A 16,646-nucleotide genomic window follows, 5' to 3' on the forward strand; every position below is an offset into this window, starting at 1 on the left:
GGTTGGCTACGTTCGGGAGGGATAACCGCTGAAAGCATCTAAGCGGGAAGCCTGCTTCGAGATGAGGACTCCCACCCCCTTGAGGGGTTAAGGCTCCCAGTAGACGACTGGGTTGATAGGCCGGATGTGGAAGCCCAGTAATGGGTGGAGCTGACCGGTACTAATAAGCCGAGGGCTTGTCCATAGGTTGCTCGCGTCCACTGTGTAGTTCTGAAACAACGAACCCCGGCATGTTCATATGTGCTGGTGCCGGTTCGACAGTTTCATAGTGTTTCGGTGGTCATAGCGTTAGGGAAACGCCCGGTTACATTTCGAACCCGGAAGCTAAGCCTTTCAGCGCCGATGGTACTGCAGGGGGGACCCTGTGGGAGAGTAGGACGCCGCCGAACAATTCTTCAGCCTCAACCCCCGAGCTCACGCTCGGGGGTTGAGGCTTTTTTGCGTACCATCACGCCATGACGAACTACGCGATACGAGCTTCCCGTCCCGATGAATGGCGTGCTCAGCGGGCGCTGCGGCTGGAAGCGCTCAAGGACCCCGTGAGTGCGGTGGCGTTCGTCAGCACCTACGAGACCGAGGCGGGTTTCCCGGACGAGATGTGGCAGGAGCGGGCGCGGGCGCAGTCGTTCATCGCGGAGAACGAGGCCGGCGAGCGGGTGGCGAATGTCGCGGTGCTCGTCGAGACCGGCGAGGAGTACGTCGTGCCGCAGACGCATCTGGTCGGGGTGTACGTACGGCCGGAGTTCCGGGGCGGCGGGCTGGCCTCGGACTTGCTCGAGGCGGCGGTCGCATGGTCGTGGGCACTGCCGGAGAAGGTGCGGCGGGTGCGGCTGTGGGTGCACGAGGACAACCACCGTGCGCAGGCGTTCTACAAGCGGCTCGGATTCGTCAGGACCGGGCGGACGATGGCGTTCCCGCTGGACGAGTCCCGTACCGAGTACGAGATGGCGCTGGACCGGGCGTAAAGCGGGCCGTCGAGGGCGGGTGGCCCTACGGCAGCCGGACCGCGTCCGGGATCTCGTCGAGGAGGGCGGGCGGCTGGCTGCCGAGGACGAGGCGGGCGTCGGCGCGCTGCCAGACGGGGGAGCGCCAGGGGTCGCGGGCCTGCTCGGGGGAGCGGAGCACGGCGAGGGTGGGGAGGCCGCCGGCGGCGCCCGTGGCGAGGAGGTCCGGGAGTTCCGGGATCGGCGCCAGGGCGGCGACGTCGTCGAGGACAAGGGTGAGTGGTGGGTCGAGCCGGCCGGCGGGTGACTTCGCGGCCATGCGCCGGCCGTGCTCGACCACGCTCGAGACGAGTGCGGTGAGCAGCGGCATCGCACCCGGGTGGGTTCGCGGGTCCTCGTTGGGTTCGCCCACCACGTACAGCGTGCCCAGATCCGTCAGGAATGACTCCACGTCGAGCGAGTCGGCGCGGCCGGGATTGCACGCGTCCCTGATGTGGACGGAGTTGAGCGACTCCAGGGCGCGGTGGACGAGGGCCTGGGCGGCGTCGCGGCGGTCGGCGTGGGCGTGGAGGACGGACTCCAGCTCGCCGCTCCAGCCGGACGCGGCCCGGGTGTGGGTGCGCAGGATGCGTACGGCGTCCTGGCCGTTGGTGCCGCCCGCCCACCGGTGGACCTGGCGGAAGGGCTGGCCGTCCACGGCGGCGGCGTGCAGCCAGCAGCGCAGCAGGGTCTCGGCCGCGTCGTACAGGGCCGCGTCGAGGCTCGCACGGGGCCGTACGGGGAACAGCAGGGCCCGGGAGCGGCTGATGGCCGTGGGGACGTCCTCGCAGCCCGTGTGGGGCGCCCAGCGCAGCCGCGCGGGGGTGTCGACGAGGTGGGCCGGGTCGAAGACGTGGACCGGGCCGAGCTTGGCGCGGTTGCCGACGGTCCGGCGGAAGGTGTCGGGGTCGGCGGTGGTGACGACGACCGGGCCCGCGGCGTTGAGGACGGCGGGCTGGACCAGGCGCTTGCCCTTGTCGCCGCGCTGCGCCGCGAAGACGGCGTAGGTGCGGGTGAGTTCGCGGTCGACGGAGACCTCGGCGGCCGCGGGGGGCTCGGCGCGCACCGGCGCGGCGTCCACGGGGAGTTCCACCGGCGGGTCCGGCGCGGGGGACGGGGCCGGAACGGGCGCTGTGACGGGTGCGGTGGCCGGGGCGCTCTGCGCGGGCACCGTGGCCGCCGCCTTGGCGGCGGCGCGGCGGGCCGCGTGCCGCAGCCGGGTGCGGGTGATGGCCCCCATGACGAAGACGGTGAGCACGAAGAGCACCATCAGCTGCCCGATGAAGACCCCCCAGAACAGGCCCGAGCCGGGCAGGCCCGCGAGGGGGGCGGGGGCCCAGGCGCCCGCGATGTCGTGGGGCTGGGCGATGAGGTGGCGCATGGCCAGGGGCGTCCGGGTGAAGTGGACGTCGGCCGGCCAGGCGCCGTGGGACAGGAAGCCGGCTATCCCGGTGCCCGTCCACACCAGGATCGTCATGCCGAGCAGGAAGCCGATCACGCCGAGGATGAGCCCGTCGGGGATCCCGCCCTCGCGCTCCCGGCTGCTGGGGTGCTGTCTCGCCATGGTCAGGCCACCGTTCAGGCCACCGCGTCGTCGGCCATGTGTTTGTCGAGGGAGACCCGTGGCTCGCCCTCGTCCGGGTCCTCGCCGTAGTCGACGGAGCCCTCGGTCATGGCGCGGTCGGTGTAGACGAGGGGGCGTTCGGACTCGGTGATGAGGTGCTTGACCACCTGGACGTTGCCGTTGACGTCCCAGACGGCGATGCCGGGGGTGAGCGTGGGGATGATCTCCACCGCCCAGCGGGGCAGTCCCAGCACCCGCCCGGTGGAGCGGGCCTCGTCGGCCTTCTGGGCGTAGATGGTGCGGGTGGAGGCCATCTTCAGGATGGCGGCGGCCTCCTTGGCGGCGGCACCGTCCACCACGTCGGAGAGGTGGTGGACGACGGCGACGAAGGACAGGCCGAGCCGGCGGCCGAACTTCAGCAGGCGCTGGAAGAGCTGGGCCACGAAGGGGCTGTTGATGATGTGCCAGGCCTCCTCGACCAGGAAGATGCGCTTCTTCCGGTCGGGGCGGATCCAGGTGTGCTCCAGCCAGACGCCGACGATCGCCATGAGGATCGGCATGGCGATGGAGTTGCGGTCGATGTGGGACAGGTCGAAGACGATGAGCGGCGCGTCCAGGTCGATGCCGGCGGTCGTCGGGCCGTCGAACATGCCGCGCAGGTCGCCGTCGACGAGCCGGTCGAGCACCAGGGCGACGTCCAGGCCCCAGGCGCGGACGTCCTCCAGCTCGACGTTCATCGAGTCGGCGGAGTCCTCCATGGGGTGCCGCAGCCGCTCCACGATGTCGGTGAGGATCGGCTGCCGGTCCGTCACGGTCTCGTGCACGTAGGCGTGGGCCACCTTGAGCGCGAAGCCGGAACGTTCGTCCAGCCCGCGGCCCATGGCGACCTCGATGATCGTACGGAGCAGGGCCAGCTGGCCCGTCGTGGCGATCGCGGGGTCGAGCGGGTTGAGCTTGATGCCGCCGTCGAGGGCGGCCAGCGGGTCGAGCCGGATGGGAGTTATTCCGAGGGCCTTGGCGATCAGGTTCCACTCGCCGACGCCGTCCTCGCCCTGGGCGTCCAGGACGACGACCTGGCGGTCGCGGAAGCGCAGCTGCCGCAGCACGTAGGTCTTCTCCAGGGCGGACTTGCCGTTGCCGGACTCGCCGAGCACCAGCCAGTGCGGGGCGGGCAGTTGCTGTCCGTACAGCTGGAAGGGGTCGTAGATGTAGCCCTTGCCGGAGTAGACCTCGCGGCCGATGATCACGCCGGAGTCGCCGAGGCCGGGGGCGGCGGTGGGCAGGTAGACGGCCTGGGCCTGGCCGGTGGAGGTGCGGACGGGGAGGCGGGTGCTCTCCACCTTGCCGAAGAGGAAGCCGGTGAAGGCGTCGGTGATCGCTGCGAGGGGGTCCAGCATGGCCATGGGTGGAGCGCCTCCTCGGCGTCAGCGGTCGTCGCGCCCGCGGCGCGGGCCTCGGCTCGGCATCGTTGTCCCTGTCGTCCTTCCCATTGGTCCCGCCCCTGCGGGCGGGGCGTCAAGCGCGCACGGGCGCATGCTCGTCCTCACGGCTACCGGCGGATGCCGGTCGCGAACGGAAGCGTGTTGACGAACGCCCGGTGGTGCTCGCGGTCGCACCACTCCAGCTTGAGGTACGACTTGCCCGCGGACGCGCGGATCGTGCGCTTGTCGCGGGCGAGTGCCTCGGGGGAGCGGGAGGAGACCGTGATGTAGCCGACCAGGTTGACGCCGGCGGCGCCGGAGGCGAGGTCCTCGCCGCGCTGGTCGATACGGCTGTGGTGGGCGATGTCGCGGGGGTCGACCACGCGGTTCATCTTGGCGGCCCGGCTGGCGTCGGCGTCGTCGTTGGTCTTCTCGGTGAGCATGCGCTCGATGGCGACGTCGGTGGGTTCCAGGTCCATGCAGACGGCGACCGTGCGGATCACGTCCGGGGTGTGGACGAGCAGCGGTGCCAGGAAGTTGACCCCGACCGGGGTGAGCGGCCACTCCTTGACCCACGCGGTGGAGTGGCACCAGGGGGCGCGGGTGACCGACTCGCGGGTCTTGGCCTGGAGGTACGTGGGCTCGGTGGCGTCCAGTTCGGCCGGCCAGGCGTTGCGGCGGGTCATCGCCTGGATGTGGTCGATCGGGTGGTCCGGGTCGTACATCGAGTGGATGAGGGACGCCAGCCGGGCCTGCCCCAGGGGCTGCCGGACGCGGATGTCCGCCTCGGTGAGCCGGGCGCAGATGTCGGTCAGCTCGCGGGCCATGACCGCGGCGATGCCCGCGTCCTTGTCGAGCCCCTTGCGGCCGACGCCGGCGGCGCGCGCGATGGCGTTGCCCTCGGCGGCGAGTTCGCGGCTGTAGTGCATGCAGGCGACGAGGTAGGCGCGGTGCTGCTCGGAGGAGGTCGACACCATGGACTGCAGCTGCTCGTACGAGTCCTTCAGCCACTGCTCGGCGTGCTCGTCACCGCGCTGGGCGACGTCCTTGGCGTGGGCGTCGGGGTCGGCGGGGAGGGTGCGGGCCAGCATCTGCAGCCGGGTGACGAAGCCGTCGCCGTTGGCCACGTGCTTGAGCAGCGTGCCGAACCGGTCGACCAGCGCCTCCTGGTCCTCGCTGTCGCGCAGGCCGACGCCGGGGCCCTCGATCTCGATGGCCGCGGTGACCGTGCGGCGGTCGACGTGCAGCAGGACCGCGATCTCGTCCGGCCCGAAGGGCGCCGACAGCCAGGTGATCCGCCCGATGCCGGGCGGCGGCCCGATCTCCACCTCCCGGCCGTCGAGCCGGGTGCCCGCCTCCAGGGCCGCGGAGCGGTAGGTCGGGGCGGAGCGCAGCGTCCGGCGGTAGGTGCGGTTGATCTCGAACCAGCGGTAGAAGGTGCGGCGCCGGTAGGGCATGTAGACGGCGGCGAAGGCCAGCAGCGGCCAGCCCGTCAGGCCCAGGATGCGCAGCGGCAGGATCGGGATGAGCAGACCGGACATCATGCCCAGGAAGGCCCCCGCGATGATCAGGGCGATCTCGCCCGTCTCGCGGTTCTTGCCCACGATGGCGTTGGGGCGGGCCTTGCCGATCAGATAGGTACGGCGCTGCTGCGGGGCGGCATAGGGCTGGGACGTCACCGGCTTTCGCCTCCTGCTGTGGTGCTCTTGCCGCCGTTGCCGCGGTCGGGGTTGGTCCGCGGGGACGGCGTGGGGGCCGGGGCGTTCGAGCCGCCGTTCCGGCTGCTGTGGGCGGCGATGCCGCTGGGCACGGCGTTGGCGGGCTGGCCTCCGCCGCCGCCCGTGGGCTGCTCCTGGCCCCCGCCGCGGGTGCTGTGGGTCTTGATGCCCTGCTTGACGAGCGCGGCCGGCGAGGAGATGACGGCGGCCGCCTGGGACTCGGAGCTCGCCTTGCGGTTGCTGCGCAGGTTGGCCACGTCGTCGCCGAAGCCGGGGACGAAGCGGTAGATCATCGCGCTGGCGAAGATGGCCAGCAGGATGATGGCCAGGCCCGACACGACGGCACCAAACGCGGTGGGCCCGTCGGAACCGCTGAGCGCGCCCGCCAGGCCCAGCACGATCACGATGACCGGCTTCACCAGGATCACCGCGATCATGATCCCGGCCCAGCGGCGCACGTGGTGCCACATGTTCTTGTCGACCAGGCCGGAGTACACCGCGGTGCCGAGCAGGGCGCCGACATAGAGCAGGGCGGCCCGGATCACCAGTTCCAGCCACAGGACGCCGGCGGCGAGCACGGAGACCAGGGAGACCACGATCAGCATGATCGGGCCGCCGCCGATGTCGGAGCCCTTGGTCAGGGCATCCGTGAACGACCCGAAGAACACATCGGTGTTGGCGGCCGTGCCGGAGGCGATGACCTCGGTGATGCCGTCCGTGGCGGACACCACGGTGTAGAGGATCAGCGGGGTGAACGCGGAGGCGATGACGGTCAGCCACAGGAAGCCGACGGCCTCCGTCAGCGCCTCGGTCAGCGGCACGCCGCGCACGGCGCGCTTGGCGACGGCCAGCAGCCACAGCAGCAGCGTGAGGAACGTGGACGCGGCGAAGACGACCGCGTACTGGGTCAGGAACGCCTTGTTGGTGAAGTCCACGGCGGCGGTCTTGGTGACGGCCTTCGACAGGCCCTCGATGACCCACGCGGCGGCGTCGGCGCAGCCCTTGGCGAGCGAGGACAGGGGGTCGAGCGGATCGACGACGGAGGGGGTGTGGCCCCCTGAGCCACCGCTTTCGCAATAGTCCCGGGCCGGCCCGCGGATGAGGTCGCAGGCGTTGCTGCTGGTGGTCGGTGAGGGCGTCGGTGTGGGGGACGGGGCGGCGAACGCCCGCGACGCGAGGAGGACGGCCGTGGCCTGCACGCCCGCGAATGCGGCGGCGAAGCTGACGGCACGGCGGCTACCGCGCATAGGTGAACCCCCCGAACCCGTTCACGGCGTCGGACATCTCCTCCGCGGAGGAGGCGGTTTGGTCGCGGCCGACCGGTGTGGGGCCGTCCTTCTGCTGGAAGCCGACGATCTTCCAGTCCCCGCCGACCCACTTGAGGTGGAAGGTGTTGGTGTACCAGCTCTCCGAAACGGGGTTGGTGGAACCCTCGCCCGCCAGCCCGAACAGGGACGAGTACCAGACCTCCACGACGGCCGAGTCGCCGGCGAGGTCGTCGACCTTCGTGCCGACCGGGTTCGTCCGGGAGACGAACGTCATGCCCTCCGGCGGAGCGCCGTTGGCTCCGAGGCCGATCCGGTTCAGGAAGTCGGGGTCGGAGTAGACGCCGTCGAGGTCGCGCCGTTGAGCGGCCGCCACGTCGGGCGCGTACACGGTGTCGACGATCGTGGCACGCCGGTCCGCCGTGAACATGCCGTCGGAGCCGAGCGCCACCGCGTAGTTGGCCGCGGCGGACTGCGCGCCCTGGTCGGTGCGGGAGTACCCCGTGGGGATGCCCGCGGACTTGCCGTCGACCGGGCGGGTGCCGGTCGCCGCGGTGGGCTGGGGGGCGGTGCCCCCGCCCGCGGCGCGGTTGCCGTTGCCGGAGCCCGCGGTTCCCCCGCCGTGGTCGCCGCCGCGGTTGACGAAGGCGATCGCGGCGATGAGGAGGACGACGACGCCGACGACGGTGACGAGGCTGCGCCCGGAGCGCGCGGGACGGCGCGCCGGGATGCCGGTGCCGGCCGTGGACTCGGGGAGCCGGGTGCGCGTGGGCGGGCCGTCCTGGCCGAGGCTCATCGGGGGCTCGCCCCCTTGGGGATCGTCGGGTGAGTGGGCATCAGTACGCAGCCTCGGGTGGGGAACGGGGCCGGGACGGGCCCCTTGGGGACAGTGCGCAGGGGACGGGGCGGGGAGCCCGGAGCGCGGTCGCTAGACCGCCATCCCGTAGACGATGGTGAACAGGGTGCCCAGGGACCCGATGATGAACACGCCGGTGAGTCCGGCGATGATCAGGCCCTTGCCCTGTTCGGCACTGAAGGTGTCGCGGAGCGCGGTCGCTCCGATGCGCTGTTTCGCGGCGCCCCAGATCGCGATGGCGAGACAGAGCAGAATCGCTACTGCCATCACCACCTCGATCATCACGCGCGCTTCGTTCCCCAGGGAGCCGAACGGCCCCCAGTCCGGGGCGATACCACCAATGATGGTGTTGATGTCGCCCTTGTCGGCAGCCAGGAACATGAGAACTCACCACCACGCTAGATCAGTTGGCATCCTCGCCGGGGCGCAAGGAGCCAAGGTCTATCTTGGCGGAGGATGTCGCCGTCGTATGTCGACTCAGCGACTTTCTCAGCCGATTCCCTCGTGTGATCCGGGCCGCAGCCGTCAAAATGGTCGCAGCGGCGTGCGAGCCGGTGTTCGATGGGACTTAGTTGACTACTCTGTGTATCACGGTGGTGAGCGGAGGGCAACGATTGGCGGCGCGCTGCCCGGGGATGCTTCCGGGGGCCTGGCGCTCCGTCACCTTCCGTGCCGGGCAGGCTGAGCGGGCGAGCACACGGAGAGGGTGGGGCGGGTGACGGCGGCGGGTCGTTCGGCGCGCAAGGCCTGGTGGCTGGCGGGGGTGGTCGGCGGGCTGTTCATGTCGTTCGTGACGCTGCTCGTCGTCGGCACGTACTTGGTGGCGGCGAACCTGGCGGGCGGCGGCGGGGGCGCGGTGGCGCTCGCCAAGGGGGCCGTGCCCGCGGCGTACCAGGGCATCGTGCAGAAGTGGGGGAACCTGTGCGACGCCATCAACCCGGCGCTGCTGGCGGCCCAGCTGTACCAGGAGAGCGGCTGGAACCCGCAGGCGCGCAGCCAGGCGCAGGCGCAGGGCATCGCGCAGTTCATCCCCGGGACGTGGGCCACGCACGGCGTGGACGGCGACGGTGACGGCGACCGCGACGTCTGGGACCCGCGGGACGCGATCCCGTCGGCGGCGTCGTACGACTGCGAACTCGCGCAGTACGTGAAGGACGTGCCGGGCGACCCGACGGAGAACATGCTCGCCGCGTACAACGCGGGCGCGTACCGGGTGATCCAGGCCGGCGGGGTGCCGCGCATCCGCGAGACGCAGAACTACGTGCGGATCATCACCACGCTGGAGAAGAGCTTCGCGGCGCCGGTCGGCGCGGTCGCGCCCTCCCGGCAGGCGGCGGGGGCCATCTACTACGCGCAGGAGAAGCTGGGCACGCCGTACCTGTGGGGCGGCAACGGCACGGCGGACCAGGGCGGGCGCTTCGACTGCTCGGGTCTGACGAAGGCGGCGTACGAGTCGGTCGGCATCGAGCTGCCGCGCGTGGCCAACGACCAGTGGAACGCCGGGCCGCACCCGAAGCGCGACGAGCTGCTCCCGGGGGACCTGGTCTTCTTCGCCAACGACCTGACCGACCCGCGCTCGATCCACCACGTCGGGATCTACGTCGGCGGCGGATACATGATCAACGCCCCTTACACGGGTGCGGTCATCCGCTTCGACAAGATCGACAGCCCGGACTACATCGGCGCGACGCGGGTGACGGCGGCGGGCGCGGCGGCGGTCTGACCGCCGGCCGCCGCCGCGGTGGAGGTGCCCGGCCGCGGCCCGGCGGGTCTCCCTTCGGTAACGTCCTGGTGATCATCCGGTGGAGACCGGAACGCCGCGTACCGTGCGGCTCGTTGGACGGGGGAGAATGGCACTCCCGGCCTCGTGTCGTCTGTGCGCGGGGGTGCCGCGGAGACAGTTAGGGGTGCACCGGTGGCTGCGCTTTCACTGGACGGCTCCAACCCGGATGTCAGCCTGCTCCGTGACATCAACGGGCTCGCGAAGCACGCGCCGCGCTGGCTCGACCGCGCCGTGGAGGTCGTCGGCGAGTACGGGCTCCTGCTGCTCATGGTGCTGGTCGCCGGATGGTGCTGGTGGCGGGTGGCGCGCCGCGGCGGTGCCGAGGCCCCAGCAGCGGTGGCGGGCGTGGTCTGGGCCGCGCTCGCGGGGGGCGTGTCGGTGCTGCTGAACGTCCCGCTGCGCAACTTCGTGGACCGGCCGCGGCCGTTCGTCGAGCACCAGGGGTTGGACGTGCTCGTCAGGAGCCGGGTCCACTTCTCCTTCGTCAGCGACCACGCCGCCGTGACGATGGCGGTGGCCGTCGGGCTCTTCCTGGTCAGCCGCAAGTGGGGGCTGGCCGCCGGCGGGATCGCGCTCGCCGAGGGCTTCAGCCGGGTCTACATGGGCGTGCACTACCCCACCGACGTGCTGGGCGGCTTCGCCCTCGGCACGGCCGTCGCACTGCTCTTCGCGCCCCTCGCGCTGGCCCTGCTGACGCCGCTGGCGTCCGCTGTGGCCGCCTCCCGGGCGGGGGTGCTCGTCCGGGTGCCCCAGACGGCCGGGAAGGCCGCGGCGCGGCGCGGGGAGCCGTACCCGGAACCCACGGCCGCCGACAGGGATCTGGCGGCCTGAGGGCTCCCCCGGGTTCCCCGCGCCGGGCGGGCGCGTGCGCTACAGCGCCTGCTGGAAGGCGAACAGCCGCGTGGGGTCGTAGCGGGTCTTCAGCCGGGTGAGCTTGTCGGCGGCGGAGCCGTAGTAGGCGGTGCGCCAGTCGGTCAGCGCGGGGTCGGTGTAGTTCTGGTAGGCCGCGCCCGAGGCGTACCGGCGCATCGCGCTGTGCAGGCCGTCCAGCCACTGGGTGGTGCCGGGGGTCTCGATGTACTGCGCGAGGAAGCGCGAGCGGCGGTGCACGAAGGCCGTGGCGGTCGGGGAGACCCGGTTGACGGCGCCGCCCAGCGCCGTGAGCGAGACGCTGCCGGCACCCGAGCGCAGCGCGCCGACCTGGGAGAGCAGCGTCTGGATGCCGGCCTCCGTCAGGGAGCGGTCGTAGAAGTCGGAGCGCGCGGCGTACGTCTCGCGGCCGAGGCGGCCGGAGGGGCTGCGGCCCGGGGTCGTCCCGGGCAGATGGCACTGGGCGGTGCTCAGGTCCGAGCAGCCCGCGTACGCGAGCGTCGCGTCGAGGTACGGCCGCGGGTGCAGGGAGACGCTGCTCGCGGGGGCGCCGGCGCTGTCGGCGAGCCGGTCGAGCGCGTTGGCGAGTTCCGTGCGGGAGGTGATGCCGACGGTGGCGATGCTGATCTTCGGGGAGCCGGAGCCGGACTTGTCCAGGTGCAGCGCGGACCAGATCTGGTCGGGCTGCGTGGGACCCCACTCCTGCCAGGCGCGGATGACCGCGGCGGCCTTGCTCCACGACCAGGTCAGGTAGCCGGTGACGACCTGGGGTGCGGCCTGGGTGGTGAACGTCAGGTTCGTGACGACGCCGAACTGGCCGCCGCCCGCGCCGCGCAGGGCCCAGAAGAGTTCGGGGTTCTCGTCGGCGCTGCAGCGCAGCACCCGTCCGCCCGCGGTGACGATCTCGGCGGAGGTGAGGCTGTCGCAGGTCAGACCGTAGGCCCGGCTGATGACGCCGTGGCCGCCGCCGAGGGTGAGGCCGGAGATGCCGACCGTCGGGCAGGAGCCGGCGGGCAGGGTGCGGCCCGCGGCGCCGAGCCGGGTGTAGACGTCGATCAGCTTGGCGCCGGCGCCGATGGTGGCGGACGAGCCGGAGCTGGTGATTTTCGCGAGGGACGAGACGTCCAGGACGAGCCTGCCCTTGCCGCCCGAGTAGCCGGCGTAGGAGTGGCCGCCGTTGCGGATCGAGACGGGGACGCCGGTGCGGCGGGCGAAGTCCAGGCACTCGCGGATGTCCTCGGTGCCGGCGACGTAGGCCACCGCGGCGGGGCGCTGCCCGTCGAAGTGCGTGTTGTACAGCAGCCGGGCGGTGGCGTAGTCCGCGTCGTCGGGGCGGACGAGCCGGCCGTCGAGGGAGTGGGCGAGCGCCTTCCAGTCCGGCGGGACGGTCGCGGCGGCGCTGGTGGCGGCGGGCGGTCCGCTCGCGGCGGTGGGCGTTCCCGTCCCGGTGGACGCGGCACTGGGTATTCGGCTGTCGGCCGCCGCCGGCCGGCCGGATCCTGCGGGGCCGCAGGCGGCGCTCAGCCAGGTCGCGGCCGTGACGCCGGCGCCCCCGCGGATGAGTGCTCGTCGGTTCAACGTGGGCGCCCTCTCGCTTCGGAACCCTTGTGGTTCCTCCTGACATGACGGCGGCGGGTGCATGTCGGTTGCGAGGCGTACGACACACCGGCGGGGACGGCGCCGGCGCTCAGGACCCGGCGTGCTCGGCGGCGTCGCGCCGGGCGCGTTCGCGGGCCCTGCGGGAGGGGCCGCGCCATCCGCAGGTGCAGGTGGCGAAGGAGAAGGCGCCCTTCTCCTTGGTCGTCGCGTGGTGCGCGGGAGGGGGTTCGCTGGGCGGCACGGATCAAAGCTACCGGCCGTGACGCGGTGCCCTGACCCTCGTTATGCCGCTTGGCGAGTGAGCCGAAGGGGTCCTGGACGGCGGCACGGTGCAGGGGGTAGGCGCAGATGGGGCAGGTCAGTAGGGCGACCGCCGCGGCCGTGGGACTCGGGATGTGCGCGGCAGCGCTCACGGGGTGCTCCGGCAGCGGCGAGGCCGTGGAGGTGGACGGCGCCCCCCGGGACGCGGACCGGGCACTGCGGCAGGCGGCCGACACACTGGTCCGGGCGGGCAGCTCGAAGGTCCGCACGTCGATGGAGACCGCCAGCGGCGGCACCAAGGTGACCATCACCGGCACCGGGAGCTTCGACTACGCCGCGCGGCACGGCAGCCTGCGGCTCGTCCTGCCGCCGGACGCCGCGGGCGACGCGGAGCACGCGCCGGTCACGGAGCTGCTGACCCCCGGGGCGCTCTACATGAAGAACCGGGGCGAGGGCGTCCCCGCCGACAAGTGGGTGTGGGTGGACACCACGCGGCTGCCGGACGGCAACCTCGTCACGGGCGGCGCCACCGATCCGCTGGTCGCGGCGGAGCTGCTGCGCGGCGCCCGCGAGGTGCGAATGGTGGGCGTGGAGACGCTGGACGGCACGCGGGTGCGGCACTACCGGGGGGTGACGGACATCGGGCGGGCCGCCGACGCCGCCTCGGCGCAGGCCCGCGGCGCGCTGCGGGCGGCCGCGGGCGGCTTCTCCGTGACGCGGGTCCCCTTCGACGCCTACCTGGACGACGCCGGGGTGCTGCGCAAGGTCCGGCAGCGCTTCACCTTCGCCAATCCCGGGGTCGCGGGCGGCCAGAGCGCCCCGGCCGCGGTCACGGTGGTCTCGACCACCGCGCTGTACGCTTTCGGGGCGCCGGTACGGGTGGTCCTGCCGCGCGCGACCGACATCTACACCGGAAAGATCGTTTCTGCGGCCGGCTCCTAGAGCCTTGTGAAAATGGTCCGTCCGTGTCATGCACGGACCGTGCACCGGTCCCTACGCTGGGCGGGGAGGAGGTGGTGCACGTGGCGATGTGGCTCCTGGACCAGGACGATCAGGTCCACGTGGCCCTCGCGGAGATCGAGTTGTGCTGCGAGCTCATGATCGCCGCCTCGGCGACCGCCGAGGAGCGGCTGAGCCCGGAGCGCATCGACGAGGTGCTTGCGGTGGAACCACGCGTTCCCGCGCAGGGCCGTCGGCTCGGCTAGCTCCGCAGCAGCCGGGCTATGGCGGCGGTGGCCTCGGCGACCTTGTCGTCCGCTTCGGGGCCACCCTTCGCGGCGGCGTCGGCGACGCAGTGCCGCAGATGCTCCTCGAGCAGTTGCAGGGCGAAGGACTGCAGGGCCTTTGTGCCGGCGGACACCTGGGTAAGGATGTCGATGCAGTACACGTCCTGCTCGACCATCCGCTGGAGGCCCCGGATCTGCCCCTCGATACGGCGCAGCCGCTTCAGGTGCTGGTCCCTCTGTTCGGCGTACCCGTGCTGGTGCGCCGGGTGCTCCGCGGAACCGGCGGTCGCCGCTTCTTCGTGCGGAGCCGTGTCGCCGGTCTCGGTGACCGTCATGGCGTCCCTCCTGCCCCCGATATACCCCTGCCGGGTATATCGTACCGAATTCGCCTCATTGTGCGAGCGTGCACCGGGAGGAGCCCCGATGGGGACCGTTTGCGACCATGAGCGACACTGTAAGACGCCGGTTAGCCCTGGCCGTGCGATGCGCCTAGCATCAATGCGACCGAAACCGATGTATTCCGAGGACTTCACGTGCGCTTTCGTCTGACCCCAAGGGAGACGAGCTTCTACGACATGTTCGCCGCGTCCGCGGACAACATCGTCACAGGGTCGAAGCTCCTGATGGAACTCCTCGGCGCCGACTCCGCCACGCGCGCGGAGATCGCCGAGCGGATGCGGGCGGCGGAGCACGCGGGGGACGACGCGACCCACGCGATCTTCCACCAGCTGAACTCCTCCTTCATCACGCCCTTCGACCGCGAGGACATCTACTCCCTCGCGTCCTCCCTCGACGACATCATGGACTTCATGGAGGAGGCCGTCGACCTGGTGGTCCTCTACCAGATCGAGGAACTGCCCCGCGGGGTCGAGCAGCAGATCGAGGTGCTGGCCCGGGCGGCGGAGCTGACCGCCGAGGCGATGCCGCACCTGCGCACGATGGACAACCTCACCGAGTACTGGATCGAGGTCAACCGCCTGGAGAACCAGGCGGACCAGATCCACCGCAAGCTGCTGGCCCATCTCTTCAACGGCAAGTACGACGCGATCGAGGTGCTCAAGCTCAAGCAGATCGTGGACGTCCTGGAAGAGGCGGCGGACGCCTTCGAGCACGTGGCCAACACCGTGGAGACCATCGCGGTCAAGGAGTCCTGAACCAGGTGGAGACCTTCTCTCTGGTCGTGACCATCGGTGTCGCGCTCTTCTTCACGTACACCAACGGCTTCCACGACTCGGCGAACGCCATCGCCACCTCGGTGTCCACCCGGGCGCTGACCCCGCGGGCCGCGCTGGTCATGGCCGCCGTGATGAACCTCGCCGGCGCCTTCCTCGGGACCGGGGTCGCCGAGACCGTCAGCAAGGGCCTCATCGAGACCCCGTCCGGCGACGCGGGGATGGGCATCCTCTTCGCCGCGCTGGTCGGCGCCATCGTCTGGAACCTGATCACCTGGTACTACGGCCTGCCCTCCTCGAGCACCCACGCGCTCTTCGGCGGCCTGGTCGGCGCCGCGCTCGCCGGCGGCACCGGCGTCATCTGGTCCGGGGTGGTCGACAAGGTCGTCCTGCCGATGTTCCTGTCGCCGGTCATCGGCCTGGTCGTCGGCTACCTGTTCATGCTGGCCATCATGTGGATCTTCCGGAAGGCCAACCCCAACAAGGCCAAGCGCGGCTTCCGGATCGCGCAGACCGTGTCGGCCGCGGGCATGGCACTCGGCCACGGACTGCAGGACGCGCAGAAGACCATGGGCGTGGTGGTGCTCGCGCTGACCATCGCCGACGTGCAGAAGCAGGGCGACGGCATTCCGGTCTGGGTGAAGATCGTCTGCGCCCTCATGCTGTCGCTCGGCACGTACGCGGGCGGCTGGCGCATCATGCGGACCCTGGGCCGCAAGATCATCGAACTGGACCCGCCGCAGGGCTTCGCCGCGGAGACCACGGCGGCGTCGATCCTCTACACCACGGCCTACATCTTCAAGGCGCCGATCTCCACGACCCATGTCATCACCTCCGCCATCATGGGCGTCGGTGCGACGAAGCGGCTCAACGCGGTCCGCTGGGGCGTCGCCAAGAACATCGTCGCCGGCTGGTTCATCACCATGCCGGCCGCCGCGCTGGTGGCCGCGGCCACCTACGGCGTCGTGCACTTCGCCTTCGCCTGAGCCCCCTTCCGCTCCGTCCCGCGCACGCAACAAGGGCCCGCCCCCCGTAGGGAGCGGGCCCTTCGCCTTGCGGTGGCACCGCCATGCAGCACCGCAGGACGGTTCTCGGGCTGCGGCCGGGTCGGCTCAGCCGAAGCGGCCGGAGATGTAGTCCTCGGTCGCCTGGACGGAGGGGTTGGAGAAGATGCGCTCGGTGTCGTCGATCTCGATGAGCTTGCCGGGCTGGCCGACCGCCGACAGGTTGAAGAAGGCGGTACGGTCCGAGACGCGCGCGGCCTGCTGCATGTTGTGGGTGACGATGACGATGGTGAAGCGCTCCTTGAGCTCACCGATCAGGTCCTCGATGGCGAGGGTGGAGATCGGGTCGAGCGCGGAGCACGGCTCGTCCATCAGCAGCACCTCGGGCTCGACCGCGATCGCGCGGGCGATGCACAGACGCTGCTGCTGACCGCCGGAGAGGCCGGAACCCGGCTTGTTCAGGCGGTCCTTGACCTCGTTCCACAGGTTGGCGCCGCGCAGCGACTTCTCGACGATGGTGTCGAGGTCGCCCTTGCGCTTGACGCCGTTGAGCTTGAGGCCCGCCGCGACGTTGTCGTAGACGGACATCGTCGGGAAGGGGTTCGGGCGCTGGAAGACCATGCCCACCGTGCGGCGCACGGAGACCGGGTCCACGCCCGCGCCGTACAGGTTCTCGTCGTCCAGCAGCACCTTGCCCTCGACGCGGCCACCGGGGGTGACCTCGTGCATGCGGTTCAGGGTGCGCAGGAAGGTGGACTTGCCGCAGCCGGAGGGGCCGATGAAGGCCGTCACCGTGCGCGGCTCGATGTTCATCGAGATGTCGTCGATCGCCTTGAATCCGCCGTAGAAGGCGGAGAGGCCGCTGACGTCGATTCGCTTGGCCATGGTGGTGTTGCTCTCAATCCTTGGAAGTCGCTGATGTAG

Annotated in this window: 17 protein-coding genes and 2 rRNA genes; 9 read left to right on the forward strand and 10 right to left on the reverse strand. The window is 71.2% G+C overall.

The features are described from left to right. The 3 genes from ABZ883_RS25785 to ABZ883_RS25795 form a co-directional block, all read left to right on the forward strand. Nucleotides 1-184: ribosomal RNA gene (locus tag ABZ883_RS25785) — 23S ribosomal RNA — on the forward strand; the annotation flags it as partial. An 88-nt stretch (nucleotides 185-272) separates the two neighbouring features. Next, nucleotides 273-389, forward strand: a 5S ribosomal RNA gene (gene rrf, locus ABZ883_RS25790). A 66-nt stretch (nucleotides 390-455) separates the two neighbouring features. Beyond that, on the forward strand, nucleotides 456-965 hold the full coding sequence (locus ABZ883_RS25795) for a GNAT family N-acetyltransferase (protein ID WP_360909967.1): 510 nt from the start codon (nucleotides 456-458) through the stop codon (nucleotides 963-965). A 25-nt stretch (nucleotides 966-990) separates the two neighbouring features. On the opposite strand, the gene ABZ883_RS25800 is transcribed toward ABZ883_RS25795, so the two are convergent. The 6 genes from ABZ883_RS25800 to ABZ883_RS25825 all read right to left on the reverse strand — a co-directional run bounded on the left by ABZ883_RS25800 (nucleotide 991) and on the right by ABZ883_RS25825 (nucleotide 8,188). Further along, entirely contained in the window at nucleotides 991-2,547 is a 1,557-nt protein-coding gene (locus tag ABZ883_RS25800) for a type VI secretion protein (protein ID WP_360909969.1), read from the reverse strand. Between the two features lie 14 nt (nucleotides 2,548-2,561). After that, nucleotides 2,562-3,944: an ATP-binding protein gene (locus ABZ883_RS25805; RefSeq protein ID WP_360910363.1), complete on the reverse strand. Its 1,383-nt coding sequence runs from the start codon at nucleotides 3,942-3,944 to the stop codon at nucleotides 2,562-2,564. 152 nt (nucleotides 3,945-4,096) lie between these two features. After that, a complete protein-coding gene (locus tag ABZ883_RS25810; protein ID WP_360909971.1) occupies nucleotides 4,097-5,647 on the reverse strand; it encodes an SCO6880 family protein in 1,551 nt (516 codons plus the stop codon). Beyond that, nucleotides 5,644-6,933, reverse strand: coding sequence for a hypothetical protein (locus ABZ883_RS25815; protein WP_360909973.1), 1,290 nt, complete (start codon nucleotides 6,931-6,933; stop codon nucleotides 5,644-5,646). Before ABZ883_RS25815 ends, ABZ883_RS25810 begins: the two co-directional genes overlap by 4 nt. Continuing rightward, nucleotides 6,923-7,747 carry a hypothetical protein gene (locus ABZ883_RS25820; RefSeq protein ID WP_360909975.1) on the reverse strand — a complete coding sequence of 275 codons (825 nt, stop codon included), beginning with the start codon at nucleotides 7,745-7,747 and terminating at the stop codon, nucleotides 6,923-6,925. Before ABZ883_RS25820 ends, ABZ883_RS25815 begins: the two co-directional genes overlap by 11 nt. 132 nt (nucleotides 7,748-7,879) lie before the next feature. Then, nucleotides 7,880-8,188 carry a hypothetical protein gene (locus ABZ883_RS25825; protein ID WP_319140882.1) on the reverse strand — a complete coding sequence of 103 codons (309 nt, stop codon included), beginning with the start codon at nucleotides 8,186-8,188 and terminating at the stop codon, nucleotides 7,880-7,882. 400 nt (nucleotides 8,189-8,588) lie between these two features. Here ABZ883_RS25825 and ABZ883_RS25830 point away from each other — a divergent pair, with 400 nt between their 5' ends. Both ABZ883_RS25830 and ABZ883_RS25835 read left to right on the forward strand, forming a co-directional pair. Further along, a complete protein-coding gene (locus ABZ883_RS25830; RefSeq protein WP_360910365.1) occupies nucleotides 8,589-9,530 on the forward strand; it encodes a bifunctional lytic transglycosylase/C40 family peptidase in 942 nt (313 codons plus the stop codon). A 192-nt stretch (nucleotides 9,531-9,722) separates the two neighbouring features. Beyond that, nucleotides 9,723-10,421 carry a phosphatase PAP2 family protein gene (locus tag ABZ883_RS25835; protein ID WP_360909978.1) on the forward strand — a complete coding sequence of 233 codons (699 nt, stop codon included), beginning with the start codon at nucleotides 9,723-9,725 and terminating at the stop codon, nucleotides 10,419-10,421. A gap of 39 nt (nucleotides 10,422-10,460) precedes the next feature. On the opposite strand, the gene ABZ883_RS25840 is transcribed toward ABZ883_RS25835, so the two are convergent. Next, nucleotides 10,461-12,038, reverse strand: a complete 1,578-nt coding sequence (locus tag ABZ883_RS25840; RefSeq protein ID WP_360909980.1) for an FAD-binding oxidoreductase — start codon at nucleotides 12,036-12,038, stop codon at nucleotides 10,461-10,463. Nucleotides 12,039-12,147: 109 nt separating this feature from the next. Further along, nucleotides 12,148-12,300: a hypothetical protein gene (locus tag ABZ883_RS25845; protein ID WP_360909982.1), complete on the reverse strand. Its 153-nt coding sequence runs from the start codon at nucleotides 12,298-12,300 to the stop codon at nucleotides 12,148-12,150. 107 nt (nucleotides 12,301-12,407) lie between these two features. Here ABZ883_RS25845 and ABZ883_RS25850 point away from each other — a divergent pair, with 107 nt between their 5' ends. Both ABZ883_RS25850 and ABZ883_RS25855 read left to right on the forward strand, forming a co-directional pair. Next, nucleotides 12,408-13,262 (forward strand): hypothetical protein, encoded by an 855-nt coding sequence (locus tag ABZ883_RS25850; protein ID WP_360909984.1) that lies wholly within the window; start codon nucleotides 12,408-12,410, stop codon nucleotides 13,260-13,262. Between the two features lie 80 nt (nucleotides 13,263-13,342). Beyond that, the gene (locus ABZ883_RS25855; protein ID WP_360910379.1) at nucleotides 13,343-13,525 is read left to right on the forward strand and encodes a hypothetical protein; all 183 of its coding nucleotides are present in this window, start codon (nucleotides 13,343-13,345) and stop codon (nucleotides 13,523-13,525) included. Here the strand turns inward: ABZ883_RS25855 and ABZ883_RS25860 are convergent. Beyond that, on the reverse strand, nucleotides 13,522-13,881 hold the full coding sequence (locus tag ABZ883_RS25860; RefSeq protein ID WP_360909986.1) for a metal-sensitive transcriptional regulator: 360 nt from the start codon (nucleotides 13,879-13,881) through the stop codon (nucleotides 13,522-13,524). The genes ABZ883_RS25855 and ABZ883_RS25860 overlap by 4 nt on opposite strands. Before the next feature lie 198 nt (nucleotides 13,882-14,079). Between ABZ883_RS25860 and ABZ883_RS25865 the strand changes: the two genes are divergently transcribed. Together ABZ883_RS25865 and ABZ883_RS25870 are read left to right on the forward strand one after the other, a co-directional pair. Then, nucleotides 14,080-14,700 carry a DUF47 family protein gene (locus ABZ883_RS25865; RefSeq protein ID WP_360909989.1) on the forward strand — a complete coding sequence of 207 codons (621 nt, stop codon included), beginning with the start codon at nucleotides 14,080-14,082 and terminating at the stop codon, nucleotides 14,698-14,700. A 5-nt stretch (nucleotides 14,701-14,705) separates the two neighbouring features. Next, nucleotides 14,706-15,704, forward strand: a complete 999-nt coding sequence (locus ABZ883_RS25870) for an inorganic phosphate transporter (protein ID WP_360909991.1) — start codon at nucleotides 14,706-14,708, stop codon at nucleotides 15,702-15,704. Between the two features lie 126 nt (nucleotides 15,705-15,830). Here ABZ883_RS25870 and pstB read toward each other — a convergent pair whose 3' ends face one another. After that, entirely contained in the window at nucleotides 15,831-16,607 is a 777-nt protein-coding gene (pstB, locus tag ABZ883_RS25875) for a phosphate ABC transporter ATP-binding protein PstB (RefSeq protein ID WP_360909993.1), read from the reverse strand. Nucleotides 16,608-16,646: the final 39 nt, after the last annotated feature.

Source organism: Streptomyces sp. NPDC046977, assembly GCF_040644455.1.
Taxonomy (GTDB): Bacteria; Actinomycetota; Actinomycetes; order Streptomycetales; family Streptomycetaceae; genus Actinacidiphila.

What these genes read in the sequence shown, in the direction of transcription:
- ABZ883_RS25795 (WP_360909967.1), top strand. Translation starts at nt 456, where the DNA reads ATGACGAACTACGCGATACGAGCTTCCCGTCCCGATGAATGGCGTGCT.
- ABZ883_RS25800 (WP_360909969.1), bottom strand. Translation starts at nt 2,547, where the DNA reads ATGGCGAGACAGCACCCCAGCAGCCGGGAGCGCGAGGGCGGGATCCCC.
- ABZ883_RS25805 (WP_360910363.1), bottom strand. Translation starts at nt 3,944, where the DNA reads ATGCTGGACCCCCTCGCAGCGATCACCGACGCCTTCACCGGCTTCCTC.
- ABZ883_RS25815 (WP_360909973.1), bottom strand. Translation starts at nt 6,933, where the DNA reads ATGCGCGGTAGCCGCCGTGCCGTCAGCTTCGCCGCCGCATTCGCGGGC.
- ABZ883_RS25820 (WP_360909975.1), bottom strand. Translation starts at nt 7,747, where the DNA reads ATGAGCCTCGGCCAGGACGGCCCGCCCACGCGCACCCGGCTCCCCGAG.
- ABZ883_RS25825 (WP_319140882.1), bottom strand. Translation starts at nt 8,188, where the DNA reads ATGTTCCTGGCTGCCGACAAGGGCGACATCAACACCATCATTGGTGGT.
- ABZ883_RS25830 (WP_360910365.1), top strand. Translation starts at nt 8,589, where the DNA reads ATGTCGTTCGTGACGCTGCTCGTCGTCGGCACGTACTTGGTGGCGGCG.
- ABZ883_RS25850 (WP_360909984.1), top strand. Translation starts at nt 12,408, where the DNA reads ATGGGGCAGGTCAGTAGGGCGACCGCCGCGGCCGTGGGACTCGGGATG.
- ABZ883_RS25860 (WP_360909986.1), bottom strand. Translation starts at nt 13,881, where the DNA reads ATGACGGTCACCGAGACCGGCGACACGGCTCCGCACGAAGAAGCGGCG.
- pstB (WP_360909993.1), bottom strand. Translation starts at nt 16,607, where the DNA reads ATGGCCAAGCGAATCGACGTCAGCGGCCTCTCCGCCTTCTACGGCGGA.